This is a genomic window from Massilia aerilata (assembly GCF_042656905.1).
Classification (GTDB): domain Bacteria; phylum Pseudomonadota; class Gammaproteobacteria; order Burkholderiales; family Burkholderiaceae_D; genus Telluria; species Telluria aerilata.
On sequence record NZ_JBHSMZ010000001.1, the window covers coordinates 319,803 to 343,041 of the forward strand.

15 protein-coding genes and 3 tRNA genes are annotated in these 23,239 nt (G+C 65.3%); 5 read left to right on the plus strand and 13 right to left on the minus strand.

Annotated elements, in window-relative coordinates; genetic code table 11:
* The first annotated feature begins 77 nt into the window (after positions 1–77).
* Both ACFPO9_RS01435 and ACFPO9_RS01440 read left to right on the plus strand, forming a co-directional pair.
* A complete protein-coding gene (locus ACFPO9_RS01435) occupies positions 78–1,697 on the plus strand; it encodes a response regulator (RefSeq protein WP_379765966.1) in 1,620 nt (539 codons plus the stop codon).
* Between the two features lie 8 nt (positions 1,698–1,705).
* Positions 1,706–1,972, plus strand: coding sequence for a hypothetical protein (locus ACFPO9_RS01440; protein ID WP_379765969.1), 267 nt, complete (start codon positions 1,706–1,708; stop codon positions 1,970–1,972).
* On the opposite strand, the gene ACFPO9_RS01445 is transcribed toward ACFPO9_RS01440, so the two are convergent.
* Entirely contained in the window at positions 1,969–5,571 is a 3,603-nt protein-coding gene (locus ACFPO9_RS01445) for a hydantoinase B/oxoprolinase family protein (RefSeq protein ID WP_379765972.1), read from the minus strand. The genes ACFPO9_RS01440 and ACFPO9_RS01445 overlap by 4 nt on opposite strands.
* Before the next feature lie 106 nt (positions 5,572–5,677).
* Here ACFPO9_RS01445 and ACFPO9_RS01450 point away from each other — a divergent pair, with 106 nt between their 5' ends.
* On the plus strand, positions 5,678–7,162 hold the full coding sequence (locus ACFPO9_RS01450; RefSeq protein WP_379765975.1) for an NAD(P)H-hydrate dehydratase: 1,485 nt from the start codon (positions 5,678–5,680) through the stop codon (positions 7,160–7,162).
* Here ACFPO9_RS01450 and ACFPO9_RS01455 read toward each other — a convergent pair.
* Complete coding sequence (locus ACFPO9_RS01455) at positions 7,155–7,895, minus strand: ABC transporter ATP-binding protein (RefSeq protein WP_379765978.1); 741 nt, start codon at positions 7,893–7,895, stop codon at positions 7,155–7,157. The two genes, ACFPO9_RS01450 and ACFPO9_RS01455, sit on opposite strands and share 8 nt — an antisense overlap.
* Between ACFPO9_RS01455 and ACFPO9_RS01460 the strand changes: the two genes are divergently transcribed.
* The gene (locus ACFPO9_RS01460) at positions 7,894–8,532 is read left to right on the plus strand and encodes an arylesterase (RefSeq protein ID WP_379765981.1); all 639 of its coding nucleotides are present in this window, start codon (positions 7,894–7,896) and stop codon (positions 8,530–8,532) included. The two genes, ACFPO9_RS01455 and ACFPO9_RS01460, sit on opposite strands and share 2 nt — an antisense overlap.
* A gap of 3 nt (positions 8,533–8,535) precedes the next feature.
* Positions 8,536–9,591, plus strand: coding sequence for a tRNA 2-selenouridine(34) synthase MnmH (gene mnmH / locus ACFPO9_RS01465; protein ID WP_379765984.1), 1,056 nt, complete (start codon positions 8,536–8,538; stop codon positions 9,589–9,591).
* 139 nt (positions 9,592–9,730) lie between these two features.
* Here mnmH and ACFPO9_RS01470 read toward each other — a convergent pair whose 3' ends face one another.
* The 11 genes from ACFPO9_RS01470 to ACFPO9_RS01520 all read right to left on the minus strand — a co-directional run bounded on the left by ACFPO9_RS01470 (position 9,731) and on the right by ACFPO9_RS01520 (position 23,145).
* Positions 9,731–11,653 carry a SurA N-terminal domain-containing protein gene (locus ACFPO9_RS01470; protein WP_379765988.1) on the minus strand — a complete coding sequence of 641 codons (1,923 nt, stop codon included), beginning with the start codon at positions 11,651–11,653 and terminating at the stop codon, positions 9,731–9,733.
* Between the two features lie 86 nt (positions 11,654–11,739).
* A tRNA-Asp gene (locus tag ACFPO9_RS01475) sits at positions 11,740–11,816 on the minus strand.
* 35 nt (positions 11,817–11,851) lie between these two features.
* A tRNA-Asp gene (locus ACFPO9_RS01480) sits at positions 11,852–11,928 on the minus strand.
* Positions 11,929–11,975: 47 nt separating this feature from the next.
* The gene (locus tag ACFPO9_RS01485; protein WP_230022818.1) at positions 11,976–12,248 is read right to left on the minus strand and encodes an HU family DNA-binding protein; all 273 of its coding nucleotides are present in this window, start codon (positions 12,246–12,248) and stop codon (positions 11,976–11,978) included.
* 241 nt (positions 12,249–12,489) lie between these two features.
* Entirely contained in the window at positions 12,490–14,901 is a 2,412-nt protein-coding gene (gene lon, locus ACFPO9_RS01490) for an endopeptidase La (RefSeq protein ID WP_379765992.1), read from the minus strand.
* A 261-nt stretch (positions 14,902–15,162) separates the two neighbouring features.
* Positions 15,163–16,431: an ATP-dependent Clp protease ATP-binding subunit ClpX gene (clpX, locus tag ACFPO9_RS01495; RefSeq protein ID WP_230022813.1), complete on the minus strand. Its 1,269-nt coding sequence runs from the start codon at positions 16,429–16,431 to the stop codon at positions 15,163–15,165.
* 148 nt (positions 16,432–16,579) lie between these two features.
* Positions 16,580–17,197, minus strand: coding sequence for an ATP-dependent Clp endopeptidase proteolytic subunit ClpP (clpP, locus tag ACFPO9_RS01500; protein WP_197416444.1), 618 nt, complete (start codon positions 17,195–17,197; stop codon positions 16,580–16,582).
* A 96-nt stretch (positions 17,198–17,293) separates the two neighbouring features.
* A complete protein-coding gene (gene tig, locus ACFPO9_RS01505; RefSeq protein ID WP_379765997.1) occupies positions 17,294–18,634 on the minus strand; it encodes a trigger factor in 1,341 nt (446 codons plus the stop codon).
* A gap of 31 nt (positions 18,635–18,665) precedes the next feature.
* Positions 18,666–18,752, minus strand: a tRNA-Leu gene (locus tag ACFPO9_RS01510).
* A gap of 167 nt (positions 18,753–18,919) precedes the next feature.
* Complete coding sequence (locus tag ACFPO9_RS01515) at positions 18,920–22,006, minus strand: efflux RND transporter permease subunit (protein WP_379766000.1); 3,087 nt, start codon at positions 22,004–22,006, stop codon at positions 18,920–18,922.
* Positions 22,003–23,145 carry an efflux RND transporter periplasmic adaptor subunit gene (locus ACFPO9_RS01520; protein ID WP_379766003.1) on the minus strand — a complete coding sequence of 381 codons (1,143 nt, stop codon included), beginning with the start codon at positions 23,143–23,145 and terminating at the stop codon, positions 22,003–22,005. Before ACFPO9_RS01520 ends, ACFPO9_RS01515 begins: the two co-directional genes overlap by 4 nt.
* Positions 23,146–23,239 lie beyond the last annotated feature (94 nt).

The following is a 23,239-nucleotide window of genomic DNA, read 5'->3' on the forward strand; positions in this document are numbered from 1 at the left end:
CCCCGCTTTACCGTTCTGGAATGGTTGCCGGAGCATCAAGGAATGGGTATCTTAGCGTTATGCAAGAGAACAGCCAATTGAGCGTACTGGTGGTCGACCCGAACCCAGGCATTCGCGCCAACCTCCAGAACATGCTCAACCAGTCGGGCATCTCGCGCGTCGAGTATGCCGTGAACGCCGGCACGGCCGTCAAGCAGCTGGCCCGGCGCGGCTACGACGTCATTCTCTGCGAATACGACCTGGGCGGCGGCAGCGGTAGCGGCAGCGAAGGCCAGGACGGCCAGCAGCTGCTGGAAGACCTGCGCCACCACAAGCTGATCCCGCCCTGGGCCATCTTCATCATGCTGACCTCGGAGGCGGCGCACGACAAGGTGATCAGCGCGGCCGAGCTGCAGCCCACCGAATACATCCTCAAGCCATTCACCGCCGATACCCTGAACCAGCGTATCCAGCGCGCGCTGGCGCGCCGCACCGCGATGCTGCCGGCTTACCAGCAGATCGCGCAGGGCAATCCGCAGGCGGCGATCCGCACCTGCCTTGATGCCGGCACCGGCCAGACGCGCCACGCCGTCGACTTCGCACGCCTGCGCGCCGAGCTGCACGCCTCGCTGAAGGAGCACGAGCAGGCCGAGGCCGTGTACCGCCAGCTGATCGCCGCGCGCCCGCTGGGCTGGGCCAGGCTGGGACTGGCGCGCAGCCTGTTCGCCCAGGGCCGCGCGCTTGACGCCGTCGAGCTGCTGGAACAGCTGGTGCGCGACAACCCGCGCCTGATGGCGGCCTACGACCTGCTGGCGCGCTGCCATGAAGAGCGCGGCGAGCATGCACTGGCCCAGAAGACGCTGGAGGAAGCGGTCGGCCTCTCGCCTCATATGGTGGGGCGCCTGCGCAAGCTGGGCGAAGTGGCGCTCGAAACCGGCGACGTTGGCGCGGCCGAGAAGTGCTTCAAGCAGGTCGTGACGCGCTCGCGCCATTCCGAATTCCGTAATCCCGAAGACCACGTCAACCTGGTCAAGGCGCTGGTGCGCAAGGGCGACCCGCTGTCGGCCGCCGGCGTGATCCGCGACCTCGAACGCTCGCTGCGCGGCACCCCGGAGCTCGACGCCTGCATGGCGATCTCGAACGCGCTGCTGCAGGATGCGAACGGCAACGCGGCCGCCGCGGTGTCCGACCTGCGCAGCGCGGTGACGGCGGTACGGGCCGGCAGCGCCCTGTCGCCGGGCCTGAAAGTCGGTTTGACGCGCTCGCTGCTGGAACATCGCATGGACGAGGAAGCGTCGGAGGTGATGCTGACCGCCATGAACGGCCAGGACGGCCGGGTGACGCCGCAGCAGGCGATGAACGTGTTCGTGAAAGCCGGCCGCCCCGACCTGGCGGACGGCATGGGCAGGCAGTTGCGGGCCCAGGCCCAGATCCTGCTCGGCGTGGCCGACGAGAAGCGCAACATGGGCGATGTGCGCGGGGCCGTGCAGACCCTGCTCGAGGCGCTCAACATGGCGCCGGGGAACCTGGCGGTGATGATTGCGGTGGTCGGCGGGATCCTGCGCCAGATCATGGAGATGGGTTGGGATCATCCGCTGGCGGCCATGTGTGCGGAACAGCTGGAGCATATCCGGGCGCTGGATCCGGAACATCCGCGGCTCAGGGCGCTGGATGAAGAGTTCCTGGCGGCGCGGCGGAAGTACGGCATCCTGGCTTGATGTCCCGGATGAAGCCGCCCTCCCTTCCTTGCATCGCCGCGGCCGTGCTCTTGTCCGTGGCAAGCGGTTTCGCGGTGAAGGCATGCTCGAGTCCCGAACTCGTCGAAACCGCTGGCGAGAAGAGCGAATGGTCGATGCTTCAGGCGATCGAACTTCAAGCGAGAGACGAAGCCCTGGGTGAACCAGCCGTACGTAAGATCTTCGATGCCGAGGTGCTTGGCGTCAGCGGCGCGTCCGGGAAGAACATCTGGATTCTCTTGAAGGCGAGCCCCTAGTCCGGCTTGCCGTAGCCGCCACCGCCCGGCGTCTCGATCACGAACATATCGCCCACTTGCATCTCGACCTTCCCGATATGCCCCAGCTCCTCGACGCTGCCATCCGCGCGCACGACCAGGTTGCGTCCCTTCCCGCCCTCCCCGCCGCCCGCCATCCCGAACGGCGCAAACACCCGGTTATTCGACAGGATCGCCGCCGTCATCGGTTCCAGGAAGCGCACTTTCCGCACGCCGCCGTTCCCGCCATGCCAGCGCCCCGTCCCGCCCGATCCGGCGCGAATCTCATAACTCTCCAGCCGCACCGGAAAACGGAACTCCAGGATCTCCGGATCCGTCAGCCGCGAATTGGTCATGTTGGTCTGCACGACGTCGGTGCCGTCGAAGCCTTCGCCCGCACCGGAGCCGCCGGAAATCGTCTCGTAGTACTGGTAGCGTGCATTCCCGAAGGTGAAGTTGTTCATGGTCCCCTGCGCGGCCGCCATCACTTTCAATGCGCCGTACAGCGCATTGGTAATACAGGTCGAGGTCTCGACATTGCCCGACACGACAGAGGCCGGATAGTCCGGGTTCAGCATCGAGCCCGGCGGGATGATCACCTTCAGCGGCTTCAGGCAGCCGGCGTTCAGCGGAATCTCGTCGTCGACCAGGGTGCGGAACACGTAGAGCACGGCCGCCATGCACACCGCCGATGGTGCGTTGAAGTTGTTCGGCAGCTGGCTTGATGTGCCCGTAAAGTCGATCTCCGCGCTGCGGCTGGCCGTATCGACGCGGATCGCCACCTCGATGCGCGCGCCGTTGTCCAGCTCACAGCTGTAGGCGCCATCCTTCAGCACCGCGATCACGCGCCGCACCGCTTCCTCGGCATTGTCCTGCACGTGGCCCATGTAGGCGCGGACGACGTCCAGGCCGTACCAGGCCACCATGCGGCGCAGCTCTTCGACGCCCTTCTGGTTGGCCGCCACCTGGGCGCGCAGGTCGGCCAGGTTCTGGTCCGGATTGCGGGCCGGCCAGTGCGCCGCCGCCAGCATCGCCCGCGCTTCGTCTTCGCGCGGCACGCCGTCGGCGCCGTCGACCAGCTTGAAGTTGTCGATCAGGACGCCCTCTTCCTCGATGTGAGAGGAATCCGGCGGCATCGAGCCCGGCGTGGTGCCGCCAATGTCAGCGTGGTGGCCGCGCGAGCCGACGTAGAACAGGATTTCCCGGCCTGCCTCGTCGAACACGGGTGAGATGACGGTCACGTCCGGCAAATGGGTGCCGCCGTTATACGGGTCGTTCAGCACGTAGACGTCGCCTGCTCTCATCCGCCCGGCGTTCTTGCGCATGACCGCCTTGATGCTCTCGCCCATGGAGCCCAGGTGCACCGGCATGTGCGGCGCGTTGGCGACCAGATTGCCTTCGTGGTCGAAGATGGCGCAGCTGAAGTCGAGGCGCTCCTTGATGTTGACCGAGTAGGCGGTATTCTGCAGGCGCAGGCCCATCTGCTCCGCAATCGACATGAACAGGTTGTTGAAGACCTCCAGCATCACCGGGTCGGCGCTGGTGCCGATCGCATGGCGCTCCGGCAGCGCTTCGACGCGGCGCAGCACCAGGTGCTCATACGCCGTGACTTCGGCCTGCCAGCCGGCTTCCACCACCGTGGTCGCATTCGCCTCGGCGACGATGGCCGGGCCTTGCACCACATCGCCCGGCTTGATGCCGGCGCGCAGATAGACCGCGGTGTCGCGCCACTCGCCGCCGGCGAACATCCGCACGGTTTCGTGCACAGCCGGGACGGCACCGCCCGCGGACGCCGGACCCGGCGTCTCCGGCGGCGCATCGGAACGCCCCAGGGCCTCGACCGACAGCGCTTCGACCACCAGCGCCTTGCCCGGCATGAGGAAGGAAAAGCGGCGCCGGTAGGCGTCCTCGAAAGCTTGCTGCATGGCCGCGTGGGTATCGAGCTTGATCACGATGGCGGAATCCGTGCCTTCGTAGCGCAGGTGCACGCGGCGCAGCAGCTCGATGCGCTCGGCCATCACGCCCTGCGCCAGCAATTCTCCGCGTGCGGTGGCGCCGAGTGCGTCCAGCTCGGCCGCCAGATGGTCCGCGCCAAGTTCGGTCAAGCGCTTCTCGACGGCCCGTTCGCGCATCGCGCTCTGGTCGGCCAGGCCCATGCCGTAGGCCGACAGCACCCCGGCCAGCGAGTGGATGAAGACCGTCTTCATGCCCAGCGCATCGGCCACCAGGCAGGCGTGCTGGCCGCCGGCGCCGCCGAAACTGGTGAGCGTGTAGCCGGTCACGTCATGGCCGCGCTGCACCGAGATCTGCTTGATCGCATTCGCCATATTCCCGACCGCGATCCGGATGAAGCCCTCGGCCACGGCTTCAGGCGCGGGCGTCGAACCGGTGGCGGCGCCGATCTCCCTTGCCAATCCGCCGAAGCCCGCGCGCACCGCCTCGGCATCGAGCGGCCGATCCCCGCCCGGACCGAACAGCTGCGGGAAGTGCGCAGGCTGGATCTTGCCCAGCATGACATTGCAGTCGGTAACCGTCAGCGGGCCGCCGCGGCGGTAGCTGGCCGGGCCCGGATTGGCGCCGGCGCTGTCCGGGCCGACGCGGTAGCGGCTGCCGTCGAAGTGCAGGATCGAGCCGCCGCCCGCCGCCACCGTGTGGATGCTCATCATGGGCGCGCGCATGCGCACGCCCGCGACCTGGGTCTCGAACACGCGTTCGAATTCCCCGGCATAGTGCGAAACATCGGTCGAGGTGCCGCCCATGTCGAAGCCGATCACCCGCTCGAAGCCGGCCAGGCGGCTGGCGCGCACCATGCCGACGATGCCGCCGGCGGGGCCGGACAGGATGCTGTCCTTGCCCTGGAAGCTGCGCGCATCGGTGAGGCCGCCGCTGGACTGCATGAATTGCAGGTTCACGCCAGGCAGCTCGCCCGCCACCTGCTCGACGTAGCGCCGCAGGATGGGCGACAGGTAGGCGTCGACCACGGTGGTGTCGCCGCGCGCGACCAGTTTCATGAGCGGGCTGACGCGGTGCGATACCGAGATCTGCGTGAAGCCGATCTCCCGGGCGATGCGCGCCACCGCCGCCTCGTGCCGCGTGTGGCGGTAGCCGTGCATGAAGACGATGGCCAGGCTGCGCAGGCCGGCATCATAGGCCTCTTGCAGGCGGCCGCGCGCGCCCGCCTCGTCCAGCGCCCGCACTACCTCGCCATGCGCGCCCATGCGCTCGTCGATCTCGACCACGCGGCGGTACAGCAGCTCGGGCAGCACGATGTGGCGGTCGAACAGGCGCGGCCGGTTCTGGTAGGCGATGCGCAGGGCGTCGCGGAAGCCGCGGGTGATGGCCAGCACGGTCGGCTCGCCCTTGCGCTCCAGCAGGGCGTTGGTGGCCACCGTCGTGCCCATCTTGACCGCCTCGATGGCGCCTTGCGGCACCGGCTCGCCGGCGGATAGGCCCAGCAGGTGCCGGATGCCGGCCACGGCGGCGTCGCGGTACTGCTCAGGATTCTCGGACAGCAGCTTGTGGGTGACAGGGGCGCCATCGGGGCGCCGCGCCACGATGTCGGTGAAGGTGCCGCCGCGGTCGATCCAGAACTGCCAGTCCATGTGCTCTCCGTTTGCCATTCAAGAAACGAGGCTTATTGTAGTCGCGACGCGCGCGGGCCTGCGATTTTGGCGACAATGCTGCTCATCGCCTTTTTACGGAGCCATCATGGACACCCTGCTCTACAGCTGCGAACAGATCCGCGCCATCGAACACGCCGCCCAGTCCCGGCTTGCGCCCGGCGAGCTGATGGAGCGCGCCGGCCTGGCCGCCTTCGGCTACGCGCTCGCGCTCCTCGACGGCGAAGCCGCCGGCGCGGTGCTGGTGCTGGCCGGCCCCGGCAACAACGGCGGCGACGGCTTCGAGCTGGCGGCCCACCTGGCGCGCGCCGGCGCCGGCGTCGAGGTGCTGCAGCTGGCCAGCCAGGCCGCGGCCAGCTTCGAAGCCGGGCGCGCGCGGCAGCGGGCCAGCGACGCCGGGGTGCGCTTCGTCGACGATATCCCGGCCGGCCGGCCCTGGCGGCTGGTGGTCGACGCCCTGTTCGGCATCGGCCTCGCACGCCCGCTGGCGGGACGCGCACGCGAACTGGCGGCGTGGACGGCCGGCGTCGACTGTCCGGTGCTGGCGCTCGACGTGCCGAGCGGGCTGGATCCGGATACCGGCGCCGTCCTCGGTCCCGGCGGCGTGGCGGTCATGGCCACGCACACCATCACTTTCCTCGGCAACAAGCCAGGCCTGCACACGGGCGACGGCTGCGACCATGCCGGCGAGGTGCGGGTCGACATGCTCGGCGCCGACGGCCTGCACCAGGAAAGCGCCCAGGCCGCGCTCAACGGGCCCTCCCTGTTCGCGGAACACCTGGCGCCGCGCCGGCGGAATTCGCACAAGGGCAGCTTCGGCGACCTGGCGGTGCTGGGCGGCGCGCGCGGCATGGCCGGGGCGGCGGTGCTGGCCGCGCGCGCGGCCCTGCACGGCGGCGCCGGCCGGGTATTCACCGCCATGCTCGACGGCGGCATGGCGCTCGACCCGCTGCAGCCGGAGATCATGTTCCGCGAAGCCGCCGGCATGGATTTCGCCGGCCGTTGCGTGGTGGCCGGCCCGGGCATGGGCAATGCGGACGCCGCGATCCACCTGTTCGGCAAGGTGCTGGAAGCGCGCGGCCCGCTGGTGGTGGATGCCGATGCCCTCAACCTCACGGCGGCGCGCCCGGCGCTGCATGAAGCGCTGGCGGCGCACGGCGGGCAGCTGGTGCTGACGCCGCATCCATTGGAAGCCGCGCGCCTGCTGGGCGTCACCGCGCCCATCGTACAGGCCGACCGCCTGGAGCACGCGCGCGAACTGGCGCTGCGTTTCAATGCCGTGGTGGTGCTGAAGGGCGCCGGCAGCGTGATCGCGCGGCCGGACGGCTTCGTGTTGGTGAACACCAGCGGCAATCCGGGACTGGCGACCGGCGGCAGCGGCGATGTGCTGGCGGGCTTTTGCGGGGCGCTTCTCGCTCAGGGCTGGCCGGCGTGGGAGGCGGCGCTGGGGGCCGTATGGATGCACGGGGCCGCGGCGGACTGGCTGGTCGAGGATGGGACCGGCCCGATCGGCTTGACGGCGGGCGAGTTGCCGAAGGCGATGCGGGCGGTGTTCAATGCCTTGCTTACGTGAGCAAACGTCCCGCGGCGATGGTCAGCGTCCGCCCGCAACGCGCCGCCATCGCCGGATCGTGTGTCACCAGCACCAGGGTCGACCCGCGCTCGCGGTTCAGCTCGAACATCAGCTGGATCACCGCCTCGCCGGTCGCGGCATCGAGGCTGCCGGTCGGCTCGTCGGCAAACAGCAGCGGCGGCTCGGTGACGAAGGCGCGCGCCAGCGCCACGCGCTGCTGCTCGCCGCCGGACAGGTACTTCGGATAGTGGCGCAGGCGGCTCTCCAGCCCGACCCGGCCCAGCATCGCCGCCGCCTTCTCGCGCGCATCGGGCTCGCCGCGCAGTTCCAGCGGCAGCATGACGTTTTCCAGCGCATTCAGGTGCGGCAACAACTGGAAAGACTGGAACACGAAGCCCAGCTTGGCCTTGCGGAAGGCGGCGCGGCCGTCTTCGTCCAGCGCGAAGATATCGGTGCCGTCGAGCTTGACGGTCCCGCTCGAGGGCGTGTCCAGCCCGGCCAGCAGACCGAGCAGCGTGGACTTGCCGGAGCCGGAGGCGCCGACGAGGGCGAGCGTCTCAGCCGGTTGCACGGTAAAATCGACGCTGTGCAGGATGGTCAGTTCGCCGCTGGCGTCCGCCACCCGCTTGGACAGGCCGGCGACTTCGATTGCCGGAGCCGGGCCTGTTGCATTGCGGTCTGTTGCATTAGCTAAGGAAGCATCACGTTTGGAAGCCTCGGGAATATCACGCATGCTTGCTCATCTCAATATCAGAAAGTCGACTGTCGGCGCCGTCGCGGCCTTCGCGCTGGCCGTGTCGGGGAGCGCCTATTCTGCACCAAAAACGGTACTGGTGGTGGGCGACAGCCTGTCCGCCGAATACGGCCTGGCGCGCGGCAGCGGCTGGGTGGCGCTGCTCGAACGGAAGCTGCAGACGGAAAAGCTGGATGCCCGCATCGTCAACGCCAGCATCAGCGGCGACACCACCAGCGGCGGCCGCTCGCGCCTGCCGGCACTGCTGGCCCAGCACAAGCCCAGCGTGGTGGTGCTGGAACTGGGCGCCAACGACGGCCTGCGCGGCTTGCCGATCCCGTCGGCCGAAGACAATCTGCGCGCCATGATCAGGCTCGCGCAGGAGAACAAGGCCAAGGTCCTGCTGGTCGGCATCCACATGCCGCCGAATTACGGCCGCAACTACACCGATCGCTTCACCGGCATGTACAAGGAACTGTCCGCCGACCTGAAGGTGCCGCTGGTGCCGTATATGCTGCAGGGCGTGGAACTGGTGCCGACCAACTTCCAGGCCGACCGCATGCATCCGCTGGCGACCGCCCACCCCGTCATCCTCAATAACATCTGGCCGCAACTGGCGCCGCTCATCAAAAACTAAAGCATGAAATACCCCGCTGTCCTGAGCTTCAACGACGTCCTCCCGCAACTCGACGCCTTCGACACCATCATCGACGCGCGCAGCGAATCGGAGTTCGCGCTCGACCACATCCCCGGCGCCATCAATTGCCCGGTGCTGAACGACGAGGAGCGCATCCTGGTCGGCACCACCTACAAGCAGGTCGGTTCCTTCGATGCGAAGCGGATCGGCGCGCCGCTGGTGTCGAAGAATATCGCGCGCTATCTCGAAACCCTGTTCGCCGACAAGCCGCGCGACTGGAAGCCGCTGGTCTACTGCTGGCGCGGAGGCAACCGCAGCGGCTCGATGGCGCACATCCTGGCCAAGGTCGGCTGGCCGGTGGTGCAGCTGGACGGCGGCTACAAGGCTTTCCGCGGCTACGTCAACACGGCGCTGGAGAATCCGCCCGCGCTCGCATTCCGCGTCATCTGCGGCACCACCGGCAGCGGCAAGAGCCGGCTGCTGGAAACGCTGGATGGCATCGGCGCCCAGGTACTGGACCTCGAGCGCCTCGCAGCCCACCGCGGCTCCGTGCTCGGCCACCTGCCCGGCGAGCCGCAGCCGAGCCAGAAGATGTTCGAGACCCGCATCTGGGACCGGCTGCGGCGCTTCGACCCGGCCAAACCGGTATTCGTGGAATCCGAAAGCAAGAAGGTCGGCAACCTGCGCGTGCCGGAAGTGGTCATGGAGCGCATGCGCGCCTCGCCCTGCATCGCACTGAGCCTGTCGCGGCCCAATCGCGTGCGCCTGCTGATGGAGGACTACCAGCACTTCTGCGTCGATCCGTCCTCGCTGAACGCCCAGCTCGATCACCTGGTGCAGCTGCACGGCCGCGCCAGGATCGACGCCTGGCACGCGATGGCCAACGGCGGGCAGATGCCGGACCTGGTCGACCAGCTGCTGGTCGAGCACTACGACCCGGCCTACCTGCGTTCGATCGACCGCAATTTCGTGCAGTATCCGCAGGCCCGCGTGGTCGAGCTGGCGGATATCGGCAAGGAGGACTTCCTGGCCGCCGCGCGCGCTTTGAACGCTGATTGAGGGACGTGGGCACGGGGTGCCCACCCTACGGTTGTGCGCATCGACGTAGGGTGGGCTCCCCGGGCCCACGCCTCCGGCGCGCAAAAACAAAAAGCCCGGTCCGCTCACGCGGCCGGGCTTTCTCGTTACGGCTGGCTGATTACTCGGCGGCTTTCGCGCCCAGGTCCGCAGCCTTGACGTTCAGCTTGGCCTTGGCCTTCCTCTTCAGCGCCTCGACGTAGCCGTACAGCTCGGCGTTGCCCATGGCGCGGGCGATGGCTTCGGCTTCCTGCTTGCGGCGCGCCTGGTCGGCCTGGGCCGGCTGGGTCACCTTGCCGATGCGGTACACGCCATAGCCCTGGCCCGGCAGTTCGACGCCGACGTAGGCGGGCAGCTTGCTGACGTCGGCCTTCAGGACGGCCATCGCGGCGGCCGGGTTGATGGTCGGCTGCTGCATGGTGCGCGACACGTTCTTCACATCGCCGAAGCCGGTGGCGTCGCCCGAGGCCTTGGCCGCGGCGATCCTGGCTTCGCCGGCCTGGCGCGCCAGGCGCATCGCTTCTTCCTGGGTCACGCGCTGGCGGATCACGGCGTCGACTTCGGCCAGCGGACGCTTGGTGGCCGGCTTGAACTCGACCACGCGGCCGGACACCAGGGTGCTCGGCGCGACTTCCACCGCCTCGGTGTTGCGCTTGTTGGCGATGGCGTCCTGCGAGAAGATCGCTTTCAGGAACTTGTCGTTGTTGAGCAGCGGCTTGCCCAGCGCCGGGTTCGGCGTGCGGGTCAGGCCTTCGACGGTCTCGATCGCGAGGCCCAGCTTGTCGGCCACCGGCTTCAGGCTGTCCGACTGCTCATACACGGTATTGGTGAAGGCCTCGGCCAGTTCCGAGTACTTGCTGGCCATCTTGGTCTTCTTCAGCTCGGCCGCGATTTCCGGCCTGGCTTCTTCCAGCGGCTTCTGCGAGGCCGGCACCAGCTTGGTCAGCTTGACGATGTGGTAGCCGAAGTCCGATCGCACCAGGCCGCTGACTTCGCCTTCCTTGAGCTGGAACACGGCGTCCTCGACCTGTTTGGCCGGCAGCAGGCCCTTCTCGATGACGCCCAGGTCGCCGCCCAGCTCGGCCGAGCCCGGGTCTTGCGACTGCGCCTTGGCGATCTTCGCGAAGTCGTTCGGCGCCTTCTGGACTTCGGCCAGGATGGCTTGCGCCTTGGCCTTGGCGGCGGCGTCGTCGGCCGGCTTGGCGTCCTTGGCGGCAGTGATCAGGATCTGGCTGGCGCTGCGCTTTTCCGGGGTGGCGAAACGGGCCTTGTTCTTGTTGTAGGCGTCGGCGATTTCGGCGTCGCTCACGGTGACCAGCTTCTCGATGGCTTCCGGATTCAGGACCACGTACTCGGCCTTGATGGTTTCCGGCACCTGGAACAGGGCGGCGTTCTTGTCGTAGAAGGCCTTGACCATCGCATCGGTGACCTTGACCTGGGAGGCGTAGTTCGAGGCCGGGAACAGCTGCTCCTGCACTTCGCGCTGCTGGTCGTTCAGGTCGGACAGGCGGCCCGCCACCGAACGCGGCGCGAAGGCGGTGCTCTGCACCGAGGCGGCCAGCTGCTGCACGGCCATCTGGTAGCTGATGCGCGCCTGGAAGCTTTCCGCGCTCATGCCCTGGGCCTGGAGGAAGGCCTTGTAGGCCTCGAGGTCGAAGCTGCCGTCGGGCTTCTTCATGCCGGTCTGTTCCTGGATCGCCTTGTACAGCGTGTCGTTACCGACGGTCAGGTGGTTGCGGGCCACTTCGGCGCTGATCGCGCGCTCGGCCACCAGGCCGTCGAGGACTTCCTGCTTCGCTTCCGGCGAGTCGAACAGCTTCGGGTCGAACTGTGCGCCCATCATGGCGCGCGCCTGCTCGATCTGGCGGCGCTGCGCCGCTTCCCATTCCTGCTGCGTGATCGTGCGGCCGTCGACGGTGGCGACGCCATCGTTGCTGCCGCGGCTTTCATACTGGCTGACGCCGACGAGCACGAACGACGGCAGGATCAGCAGGAGCAGCAGGAACTGCATCAGCCGCTGGTGAGTACGGATAAATTCAAACATGGTCAGCCAATCAAGGTTGAAAATGCGATTACAAAAAGCCGAAAAAAAAGGCGAACCGTGGTTCGCCTTTTTTTCACACCTGATTCTGGCGGAGCGGACGGGGCTCGAACCCGCGACCCCCGGCGTGACAGGCCGGTATTCTAACCAACTGAACTACCGCTCCAGATTCTGAACTGCTTGTGCCGTGCGCTTATCGGGTGGCGGAGCGGACGGGGCTCGAACCCGCGACCCCCGGCGTGACAGGCCGGTATTCTAACCAACTGAACTACCGCTCCACGCGATAAGGCGACACTATCCGCTGCGGGTCAGCGCAGCGAAGGCATTAGTTTACTGCATCTTTCAGGGCTTTACCAGCCTTAAATTTAGGGACATTGGCGGCCTTGATCTTGATGGCTTCCTTGGTGCGCGGGTCGCGGCCGGTGCGGGCAGCGCGTTCGCCGACAGTGAAGGTGCCGAAGCCGACCAGGGTCACGCTGTCCTTGTTCTTCAGGGTGGTGGTCACCGCGTCGATCATCGCGTCGAGGGCGCGCGCCGCAGAGGCTTTGGTCAGGTCCGCGGACTTCGCAATTTCTTCGATCAATTCAGTTTTGTTCACTTCTTTTCCCTCGTTAGACATTCGGCAAAAAACCGCAAGCGCGTATTAAACAGGGGCGCAATGCTTTATGTCAAGCAACGTTGCTCTAAAAGCGGCGTTCGTGGCGCGCCAAAAACGTCGTCCCCGCGCAGACGGGGACCCAGGTTCTGCATGCGCTATCGAAACGCTTGCAAACTTGGGTCCCCGCCTGTGCGGGGACGACGGATATAATACGCGGTGACGACGATGCGACCGCTGACGCTTAGTGCTTGACCACGCCGCCCTGCCCTTCGGCCGGTGCCGCAACCGGCGCGGCAGCAGCCACTGCCGGCACTTCGACCACCGCTTCAGGCTGGCGCTCCAGCGCCACTTCCAGCACCTTCTCGATCCAGCGCACCGGCACGATCTCGAGCTTGTTCTTGACGTTGTCCGGGATCTCGGCCAGGTCCTTCACGTTCTGCTCGGGGATCAGGACGGTCTTGATGCCGCCACGCTGGGCTGCCAGCAGCTTTTCCTTGAGGCCGCCGATCGGCAGGACTTCGCCGCGCAGCGTGATCTCGCCGGTCATCGCCACGTCGGCGCGGACCGGGATGCCGGTGAACACCGACACCAGCGCCGTCGTCAGGCCGATACCGGCCGACGGACCATCCTTCGGCGTCGCGCCTTCCGGCAAGTGGATGTGGATGTCGGCCTTCTCGAACACCTCGTTCCTGATGCCCAGGCGATTCGCGCGGGAGCGCACCACGGTGCGGGCCGCCTCGATCGATTCCTTCATCACGTCGCCCAGCGTACCGGTGCGGATCACGGCGCCCTTGCCCGGCACCTGCACGGCTTCGATGGTCAGCAGGTCGCCGCCCACTTCGGTCCATGCCAGGCCGGCCACCTGGCCCACCTGGTTTTCCTTCTCGGCCACGCCGAAGTCGTAGCGGCGCACGCCCAGGAACTTGTCCAGGTTCTTGCCGTTCACGATGACGCGCTTGCCATCCTTCTTCAGCAGCAGCATCTTGACGACCTTGCGGCAGATCTTCGAGATTTCGCGCTCGAGCGAACGCACGCCGGCTTCGCGGGTGTAGTAGCGGATGATGTCGCGGATCGCCGACTCTTCGACCTTGATCTCTTCTTCCTTCAGGCCGTTGTTCTTGATCTGCTTGGGCATCAGGTAACGCTGCGCGATCGAGGTCTTCTCGTCTTCGGTGTAACCCGACAGGCGGATCACTTCCATCCGGTCCAGCAACGCCGGCGGGATGTTGAAGGAGTTCGAGGTCGCCACGAACATCACGTCCGACAGGTCGAAGTCGACTTCGACGTAGTGGTCGCTGAACGTATGGTTCTGCGCCGGGTCCAGCACTTCCAGCAACGCCGAGGACGGGTCGCCGCGGAAGTCCGCGCCCATCTTGTCGATCTCGTCGAGCAGGAACAGCGGGTTGCGCACGCCGACTTTCGACAGCGACTGCAGCACCTTGCCCGGCATCGAGCCGATGTAGGTACGGCGGTGGCCGCGGATCTCGGCTTCGTCGCGCACGCCGCCGAGCGCCATGCGCACGTACTTGCGGCCGGTCGCGCGGGCGATCGACTCGCCCAGCGAGGTTTTACCCACGCCCGGAGGACCGACGAAGCACAGGATCGGCGCCTTCAGCTTGTCGACGCGCTGCTGCACCGCGAGGTACTCGAGGATGCGTTCCTTGATCTTGTCGAGGCCGTAGTGATCGGATTCCAGCACCTGCTGGGCCTTTTCCAGGTCGATGGTGACCTTGGATTTCTTTTTCCAAGGCAGGCCGACCAGGGTGTCGATGTAGTTGCGCACGACGGTGGCTTCGGCCGACATCGGCGACATCATCTTCAGCTTCTTGATCTCGGCCTGGGCCTTTTCCATCGCCTCTTTCGGCATCTTGGCCGCGATCACCTTCTTCTCGAGCTCTTCGATGTCGGCGCCGTCTTCGCCCTCGCCCAGCTCTTTCTGGATCGCCTTGACCTGCTCGTTCAGGTAGTACTCGCGCTGCGACTTTTCCATCTGGCGCTTGACGCGGCCGCGGATGCGCTTTTCCACCTGCAGGATGTCGAGCTCGCCTTCCAGCTGGCCGAGCAGGTGCTCGAGGCGCTTGGAGACGTTGAAGATCTCGAGAATGACCTGCTTCTGCTCGAGCTTGAGCGGCAAGTGGGCGGCAACGGTGTCGGCAAGGCGGCCGGCGTCGTCGATGCCGGCCAGCGAAGCCAGGATCTCGGGCGGAATCTTCTTGTTCAGTTTGACGTACTGGTCGAACTGCTGGACGATCGCGCGGCGCATTGCCTCGACTTCCGAGTCGTCGCCGGTTTCGGAATTAATCGGGGTCAAATCAGCGACGAAATGGCTGGGCGCGTCGGTAATGTGATTGATACGGGCACGCTGCGCGCCTTCGACCAGCACCTTCACGGTACCGTCCGGCAGCTTCAGCATTTGCAGAATATTGGCCACGCAGCCGATCTCGTAGATGTCTGCGGCGGAAGGTTCGTCCTTGGCAGCGGCCTTCTGGGCAGCGAGCATGATGCTCTTGCCCTGTTCCATCGCGGCTTCGAGCGCCTTGATCGATTTCGGGCGGCCGACGAACAGCGGTATCACCATATGCGGAAACACGACCACGTCGCGCAGCGGCAGCAGCGGCAAGGTCATCTGTTCAGTAAATTTAGTAGTCGTCATGGCATACCTTATAAAAAGCGTGTTGACGATGTTGGGAGTCCATCGTCACTTCACAAGAGCGGCCGAAAAATAATTTTCTATCGCAATACTTATTAATACTGAGCCGTTCTGACAAAAGCCCTTTTTGAAAATAAAAAAGCCACTGCGCGACCGAAATCACGAGTGGCTTTCCGTATGAAGCCCGGGTCTTTTGTTGAGTTAAATTGTACCGCCAAGAATCAGCGTTTCAAGACCTTTTGTTGTGTGTGCGCGAGGAAATTTTTAATTTTCCCCAGCGGCTTTCGGCGATTCGCTGTAAATCAGTAAAGGTTTCGCGCCATTCGTGATCGTATTTTCATCGATCACGACTTTCACCACATTTTGCTGGCTTGGCAGTTCATACATGACGTCCAGCAAAGCGTGTTCCAGGATCGAACGCAGGCCGCGTGCGCCGGTCTTGCGCGCCAGTGCCTTCTTGGCAATCGCGTGCAGGGCCGCCGGGCGGATTTCGAGTTCCGCGCCTTCCATGTCCAGCAATTTCGAGTACTGCTTGATCAGCGCGTTCTTCGGCTCGACCAGGATCTGGATCAGCGCGTCTTCGGTCAGTTCGCTCAGGGTGGCGACGACCGGCAGGCGGCCCACCAGTTCCGGAATCAGGCCGAACTTGACCAGGTCTTCCGGTTCCGCTTCCATCAGCACGTCGCTGACCGAACGCGAGGTCTGGCTCTTGACGGTGGCGCCGAAGCCGATGCCCGACTTTTCCGAGCGGTTCTGGATGATCTTGTCGAGGCCGTCGAAGGCGCCGCCGCAGATGAACAGGATGTTGGTCGTGTCGATCTGGACGAAGTCCTGGTTCGGGTGCTTGCGCCCGCCCTGCGGCGGCACGGAAGCCATGGTGCCCTCGATTAGCTTCAGCAGCGCCTGCTGGACACCCTCGCCCGATACGTCGCGGGTGATCGAAGGATTGTCCGACTTGCGCGAAATCTTGTCGATCTCGTCGATGTAGACGATGCCGCGCTGGGCCTTTTCGACTTCGTAGTTGCAGCTCTGCAGCAGCTTCTGGATGATGTTCTCGACGTCTTCACCGACGTAGCCGGCTTCGGTCAGCGTGGTGGCGTCGGCGATCACGAAGGGCACGTTCAGGGTGCGCGCCAGGGTCTGGGCCAGCAGGGTCTTGCCGGAACCGGTGGGACCCACCAGCAGAATATTGCTCTTGGACAGCTCGATGTCGTCCTTCTTGCCCAGGTGCTTGAGGCGCTTGTAGTGGTTGTACACCGCCACCGACAGGATGCGTTTGGCCGTCATCTGGCCGATCACGTACTGGTCGAGCAGCTCGGCGATCTCGTGCGGGGTCGGCAGGTCGGACTTGGCGCCGGCCACCGATTCCACATTGGAGGTCTCGTCGCGGATGATGTCGTTGCACAGGTCGATGCACTCGTCGCAGATGAAGACCGACGGTCCCGCGATGAGCTTCTTCACCTCATGCTGGCTCTTGCCGCAAAAGGAGCAGTAAAGGAGTTTTTCACCGCTGGAGGATTTTTTGTCAGACATGGGGCAAGTTTCTGTTGAATTGCTATGAATATAACGCTAATACGGGGGCGCAACAAGTGCGCACGTCTCCATGCTACCTGAAATAAAAAAAGAACGCCCGATCCGCTGTTGCGCTCGGGCGTCTTTCAGCAACACCTTATATGGGTGCTTATGCGCGGTTGGTCAAGACCCGATCGATAAGACCATATTCCACGGCTTCCTCGCTCGACATGAAACGGTCGCGGTCGGTGTCCTTGTGGATCTGTTCGATGGTCTGGCCGGTGTTGTCGGCCATGATGCGGGCCAGGCGCTCGCGCAGGTAGAGGATTTCCTTGGCCTGGATCTCGATGTCCGACGCCATGCCCTGCGAACCGCCGGACGGCTGGTGGATCATGACGCGCGAGTTCGGCAGCGAGAAACGCTTGCCCTTGGCGCCGGCCGCCAGCAGGAAGGCGCCCATCGAGGCCGCCAGGCCCGTGCACAGGGTCGAGACGTCCGGCTTGATGAAGTTCATCGTGTCGAAGATGGCCAGGCCGGCCGAGACCGAACCACCCGGCGAGTTGATGTAGAGCGAAATATCCTTGTCGGGATTTTCGCTTTCCAGGAACAGCAGCTGGGCCACGATGAGGTTGGCCATCTGGTCGTTGACAGGACCGACCAGGAAGATCACGCGCTCTTTGAGCAGGCGCGAGTAGATGTCGTAGGCGCGCTCGCCGCGGCCACTCTGCTCGATCACCATCGGCACAAGGCCGAGGGCTTGGGTATCCAACGCAGGATTACGATTCATACCTGTCACTTTCCTTAAAAAAGATGTTCAGAGACGCCAACCGGCGCACGAAGGCGCCGGTCGACTAGGCTCGTCGCCTCAAGCTTACACCGAAGCTCAGGCTTGCGGCGCGCTGCCCATCAGTTCGTCAAAGGCGATGTCCTTGGCCGTCACCTTTGCCTTGCCAAGCACATAGTTAACGACGTTTTCTTCCAAAACAAGAGCCTCGATCTCGCCCAGGCGACGACGATCGCTATAGTAGTACTTCAGGACTTCTTTCGGGTCTTCGTAGCTTTGCGCAAAGTCTTCGATCTGCGATTTCACCTGCTCCTGGGTCGCTTGCAGGTTGTTGTCGCCAACCAGCTGCGACAGGATCAGGCCCAGGCGCACGCGGCGCTCGGCCTTGGTGGCGAACAAATCGGCCGGGAACGGCAGGCTCTTCACGTCCATGCCGCGCTGGGCCATGTCCTGGCGGGTCTGCTCGGCCAGGCGCTGCGAATCCTGCTCGATCATGACCTTCGGCACGTCCATCTCCGTGGCCTTGACCAGGGCGTCCATCACGGCTTCCTTGTTGCGGGCCTTGATGCGGGCGTTGACTTCACGCTCCAGGTTGACCTTGATGTCTTCGCGCATTTTCTCGACGCTGCCGTCGTCGATGCCCAGCGACTTGGCGAATTCGCCGTCGACTTCCGGCATGTGCGCCCACTCCAGGCCCTTCAGGGTGATGGTGAACTCGGCGGTCTTACCGGCGACGTCCTTGCCGTGGTAATCCTCCGGGAAGGCCAGCGGGAAGGTCTTGCTCTCGCCGACCTTCAGGCCGACGGTCGCGGCTTCGAATTCCGGCAGCATGCGGCCTTCGCCCAGCACGAATGCATAGTTGTCGGCCTTGCCGCCGGCGAATTCGACGCCGTCGATCACGCCGACGAAGTCGACGGTCACGCGGTCGCCATTGGCTGCGACCGGCTCGCCGCCGTCGCCGTGCTCGCCTGCCTCACCCTTGGTGTGGAAGTGCACGCGCTGCTTGCGCAGGATGTCGATGGTCTTGTCGATTTCGGCGTCCGAGACGTCGGCCTTGACGGTCTCGACTTCGATGCCGGCCAGGTCGGGGATGCTCACTTCCGGGTAGACTTCGAAAGTGGCGTCGAAGGCCAGCATGCCTTCCGGCGCATCTTCCTTCGGCTCGATTTTCGGCATGCCTGCAACGCGCAGCTGGTTTTCTTCGGCAGCCTGGCCGAAAGCCTGGCCAACCTTGTCGTTCAGCACGTCAGATTCGATCTGGAAGCCGTACTGGGCCGCAACCATTTTCAGGGGAACTTTGCCCGGACGGAAGCCCGGAGCACGCGCGGTCTTGGCCTGCACCTTGAGGCGCTTTTCAACTTCCGTACGTACGTCGCTCAGCGGAAAAGTAAGCGTCAAGCGGCGCTCGAGTTTACCCAGGTTTTCGACTGCAGTTGCCATTGTAAAAATCGTCCAAAAAAATAATTATTCGTGGTGCGAGGAGGGGGACTCGAACCCCCACACCATTGCTGGCGTCAGGACCTAAACCTGGTGCGTCTACCAATTTCGCCATCCTCGCGCAGGATTGCATTCTTGCCGCAAAAACAAAGGGCGCCCGTGAGAGAAACCGGCCGCCCTGCACTCCACTGTTTAGGGGCTACAACTTCAACCAGTTATTTTACTGGATTTTCTGACACCATTGGGGTTTTTTGAAACGTGCGCAATGGATGAGTTAATCATGCCCATTCACACCGGCTTTTTGACCCGGAACCAGGCGGCATACAAAGCCGGCAGGAAAAGCAGGGTCAATGCGGTCGCCACCAGCAGGCCGCCCATGATCGCCACCGCCATCGGCCCCCAGAATACCGAGCGCGACAGCGGAATCATCGCCAGCGCCGCCGCGGCCGCCGTCAGCAGGATAGGACGGCAGCGCCGCACCGCGCTTTCCACGATCGCATCCCAGGCCGGGCGCCCTTCCGCGATCTCCTTCTCGATCTGGTCGACCAGGATCACGGAATTGCGGATGATCATGCCGAACAGCGCGATCACACCCAGGTTGGCGACGAAGCCGAAGGGCCGGCCCAGCAGCAGCAAGGCCATCGCGGCGCCGGCCACGCCCAGCGGACCGGTCAGGAACACCAGCAGCGCGCGCGAGAAGCTGTGCAGCTGCAGCATCAGCAGCGTGAACACGATGAACAGCACCAGCGGCACGTTGGCCGAGATCGAGGCTTCCGCCTGCGAACTGTCGGCGGCCGCGCCTTCCAGCTTGATGCGGTAGCCGGCCGGTAGTTTCGCGCGCAAGGCGTCCAGCTTGTCGCCGACCTGGGCCGAGACCGTCGGCCCCTGGATGCCTTCGACCACGTCCGACTGCACCATGATCGCCCACTCGCGCCCCTCGCGCCAGACCACGCCCGGTTCCCATACGAAGCCGATGCGGGCCAGCTGCGACAGCGGCACCGGCTTGCCGGACGGCGTCGCGATATTCGTATTCGCCAGCACCGACATGGTCGAGCGCTCTTCGATCGGCTGGCGCACGGCGATGTCGATCAGGCGGTTACTTTCGCGGAATTGGCCGATCGTCGTCCCTGAAAGCACGGTGGCGATCGTGCGCCGCACCGCCTGGCTGGTGACGCCCAAGGCACGCAGCTTGTCCTGGTCGAGGTCCAGCCGCAGCACCTTCACGGACTCGTTCCAGTTGTCGTTGACGCCGAAGGCGTTCGGATTCGCGCGCAGGATGTCCTTGACCTGGTCGGCCACGCCGCGCACCACGGCGATGTCCGGACCCGACACCTGGAACTGCACCGGATACGGCACCGGCGGCCCGTTCGGCAGCAGCTTGACCCGCCCGCGCACCTCGGGATAATCGTTCTTCAGCACCGTCTCGATCTTGCGCATCAGGCTTTCGCGCATGTGCGCATCCTTGGGCAGCACCACCATCTGCGAGACGTTCGACTGCGGGAAGATCTGGTCCAGCGGCAGGTAGAAGCGCGGGCTGCCGGTGCCCACATAACTGGTGACGCTTTCCAGTTCCGGCTGGCGGCGGACCCAGGTCTCGAACTTCTTGACCAGGGCCTCGTTGGCGCTGAAGCTGGTCCCTTCCGGCAGCCACATCTCGACCATCAGCTCGGGGCGGCTGGAATCCGGGAAGAACTGCTTCTCGATGAACTTGAAGCCGAACACGCCCAGGCCGAACACCGCCAGCGACAGCGCGATGGTGGTATAGCGGAAGGTCACGCACCAGTCGACGAGGCGGCGGAAGCGCGTATAGCCCGGCGTGTCGAACACGTCATGGCCGCCATGCTCGCCCGGCGGGTGCGGCTGCACCTTCAGCAGGATGAAGCCGATGTAGGGCGTGAAGGTCACCGCCACCACCCAGGACACCACCAGCGCGATCGCGTTCACCGAGAACATCGTGAAGGTGTATTCGCCGGCCGCCGATTTGGCCAGGCCGATCGGCAGGAAACCCGCCGCCGTGATCAGGGTGCCGGTCAGCATCGGGAAGGCGGTCGAGGTGTAGGCGAAGGTCGCCGCCTCGAAGCGCGACATGCCCTCCTCCATCTTCCGCACCATCATCTCGACCGCGATGATGGCGTCGTCGACCAGCAGGCCGAGGGCGATGATCAGCGCGCCCAGCGAAATCTTGTGCAGCGAGATATCCAGCAGATGCATGAACAGGAAGGTGATCGCCAGCACCAGCGGAATCGTCAGGGCGACCACCAGGCCCGGACGCACGTCGATCCGCCAGCGCGGCTTGCTGTGCAGGCCCAGCGCCAGGAAGGACACGCCCAGCACGATCACCACCGCTTCGGCCAGGGTATGAATGAACTCGCTGACCGAGGCCGTGACGGCGGCCGGCTGGTTCGACACCCGTTCCAGTTCGATGCCGACCGGAAGCTGGGCGCGGATGCGCGCCACGGTCTGTTCCAGGCCCTTACCCAGCTGGATGATGTTGCCGCCCTTTTCCATCGACACGCCCAGGCCGATCACTTCCTTGCCGTTGAAGCGCATCTTCTCGGATGGCGGATCTTCGTAGGCGCGCTGCACGGTGGCGAAGTCGCCGAGGCGGAAGGTGGTGCTGCCGGCGCGCAGGCTGAGGTTTTCGAGCTGCTCGATGCTCTTCAGGGCGCCGCTCACCCGCACCTGCAGGTTCTCGTTCGGCGTCACCAGCACGCCGGCCGACTCGACCCCGTTCTGGGTCGCGATCTGGTTGACGATGGCGTCGAAAGGAATCCCCAGCTGGGCGAACTTCTGCTGCGAGAACAGGATGTTGATCTTCTCCCGCTGCACGCCGAACTGTTCGACCTTGGCCACCAGCGGCACGTTGAGCAGCTGCTGGCGCACGAAGTCGGCGTAGTCGCGCATTTCGGCGTAGGTGAAACCGTCGCCGGACAGCGCGAAGATGGAGCCGTAGGTGTCGCCGAATTCATCGTTGAAGAAGGGGCCGATCACGCCGGCCGGCAGCGTGCCCGCCAGGTCGCCGATCTTCTTGCGCACCTGGTACCAGGTCGGCGGCACGTCCTTCGGCGGGGTCGATTCGCGCAGCTCGAGGATGATGGTGGTTTCGCCCGGCTTGGAAAAGCTGCGGATCTTGTCGATATACGGCGTCTCCTGCAGCTTGCGCTCCAGCGGGTCGGTGACCTGCTGGGCCATCTGCACGGCGGTGGCGCCCGGCCACTTGGCGACCAGGACCATGGCGCGGAAGGTGAAAGGCGGATCTTCGTCCTGGCCCAGCTGCTGGTAGCTGAAGATGCCGGCCAGGAGCAGGACGGCGATCAGGTAGCGGGTCAGCGGGATGTTTTCCAGCGCCCAGCGCGACAGGTTGAAACCCCTCATTTAGCCGCTCCACCGGCGGCATCGAGTTCCGCATCGCCGCGGCGCGCCACGTCGGCGGTCAGGATCCTGACCTTCTGGCCTGGCTTGAGCAGGTTGACGCCGGCGGTGACGATGGCCTGGCCGGGGCGCACGCCGCCGGTCAGCAGCACGTCGTTGCCGGCCATGCCGCCCACCTGCACCGGCTGCAGCTTGACCGCGTCATTCTCGATCACCCACACGCTGCTGCCGCCCTTGTTCTGCACCAGGCTCGATAGCGGCGCGCGCAGCTGGGAGCCGGCCGCATTGCCGCTCTGCTGCACGATGTCGACCACGGCCGTCATCCCCAGGCGCACGTCTTCGCTGGCCGGGATCGAGACCTTCACGGTATACGTGCGGGTGGCGGGATCGGCCACCGGCGAGACTTCGCGGATCTTGCCGGCGATGCTGCGGTTCGGGTCGGCCCACAGGCGCACCTTCACCTCGGCCGCGTGGCGCAGCTCGTCGACCTGGTCTTCGGGCACCCCAATCACCACTTCCTTCTCGTCGGTGCGCGCGACCCGCACCACCGGCGTGCCGGCCTGCACCACCTGGCCGACTTCGGCGTCGATGCCGGTCACCACGCCATCGGTATCCGACACCAGGCTGGCATAGCCGGTCTGGTTGGCCTGCTCGCGCAGCTGGGCGCGCGCCGCCTCCACGCTGGACTGGCTGGAACGCGCCGCCGCCACTTTCTGGTCCAGCACCGCCTGGCTGACGAAATTCTGGGACCGCAGGTCCTGGTAGCGCTTCAGCTCCGCGCGCGCCAGGTCGGCATTGGTCTGGGCCGCGCGCAGGCTGGCCTGGGCCTGGGCCTGGCCGAGACGCAAGTCCTGCGGGTCGAGCTGCATCAGCAAGGTCCCTTTCGAGATGCTGCTGCCGACATCCACCTTGCGCGCACTGATCTTGCCGCCCACCCGGAAGCCGAGGCGCGATTCGTAGCGCGGGCGCACGTCGCCGGAGAACTCGGTGCTGGCGCGTACGCTGCCGGCGGCCAGCGTGATGGCCCGCACCGGACGCACATCCTCGGGCGGCGGCGCCTCCTTCGAGCAGGCGGCCAGCAGGGATAGCGTCAGGGCCGCGGCAATCAGCTTGCGCGGGAGCGGGATGGCGGGTACGTGCACGGTGTTTCCTCTCGGAGGGAGGCCGCGGCGGCAGCGGCGATGTTCTTTTACGTAAGCCCAGCAATTATAATCATGCAAACACAGCCAGTAAATG

What these genes read in the sequence shown, in the direction of transcription:
- ACFPO9_RS01440 (WP_379765969.1), top strand. Translation starts at nt 1,706, where the DNA reads ATGAAGCCGCCCTCCCTTCCTTGCATCGCCGCGGCCGTGCTCTTGTCC.
- ACFPO9_RS01445 (WP_379765972.1), bottom strand. Translation starts at nt 5,571, where the DNA reads ATGGACTGGCAGTTCTGGATCGACCGCGGCGGCACCTTCACCGACATC.
- ACFPO9_RS01450 (WP_379765975.1), top strand. Translation starts at nt 5,678, where the DNA reads ATGGACACCCTGCTCTACAGCTGCGAACAGATCCGCGCCATCGAACAC.
- ACFPO9_RS01460 (WP_379765981.1), top strand. Translation starts at nt 7,894, where the DNA reads ATGCTTGCTCATCTCAATATCAGAAAGTCGACTGTCGGCGCCGTCGCG.
- ACFPO9_RS01455 (WP_379765978.1), bottom strand. Translation starts at nt 7,895, where the DNA reads ATGCGTGATATTCCCGAGGCTTCCAAACGTGATGCTTCCTTAGCTAAT.
- mnmH (WP_379765984.1), top strand. Translation starts at nt 8,536, where the DNA reads ATGAAATACCCCGCTGTCCTGAGCTTCAACGACGTCCTCCCGCAACTC.
- ACFPO9_RS01470 (WP_379765988.1), bottom strand. Translation starts at nt 11,653, where the DNA reads ATGTTTGAATTTATCCGTACTCACCAGCGGCTGATGCAGTTCCTGCTG.
- lon (WP_379765992.1), bottom strand. Translation starts at nt 14,901, where the DNA reads ATGACGACTACTAAATTTACTGAACAGATGACCTTGCCGCTGCTGCCG.
- clpX (WP_230022813.1), bottom strand. Translation starts at nt 16,431, where the DNA reads ATGTCTGACAAAAAATCCTCCAGCGGTGAAAAACTCCTTTACTGCTCC.
- clpP (WP_197416444.1), bottom strand. Translation starts at nt 17,197, where the DNA reads ATGAATCGTAATCCTGCGTTGGATACCCAAGCCCTCGGCCTTGTGCCG.
- tig (WP_379765997.1), bottom strand. Translation starts at nt 18,634, where the DNA reads ATGGCAACTGCAGTCGAAAACCTGGGTAAACTCGAGCGCCGCTTGACG.
- ACFPO9_RS01515 (WP_379766000.1), bottom strand. Translation starts at nt 22,006, where the DNA reads ATGAGGGGTTTCAACCTGTCGCGCTGGGCGCTGGAAAACATCCCGCTG.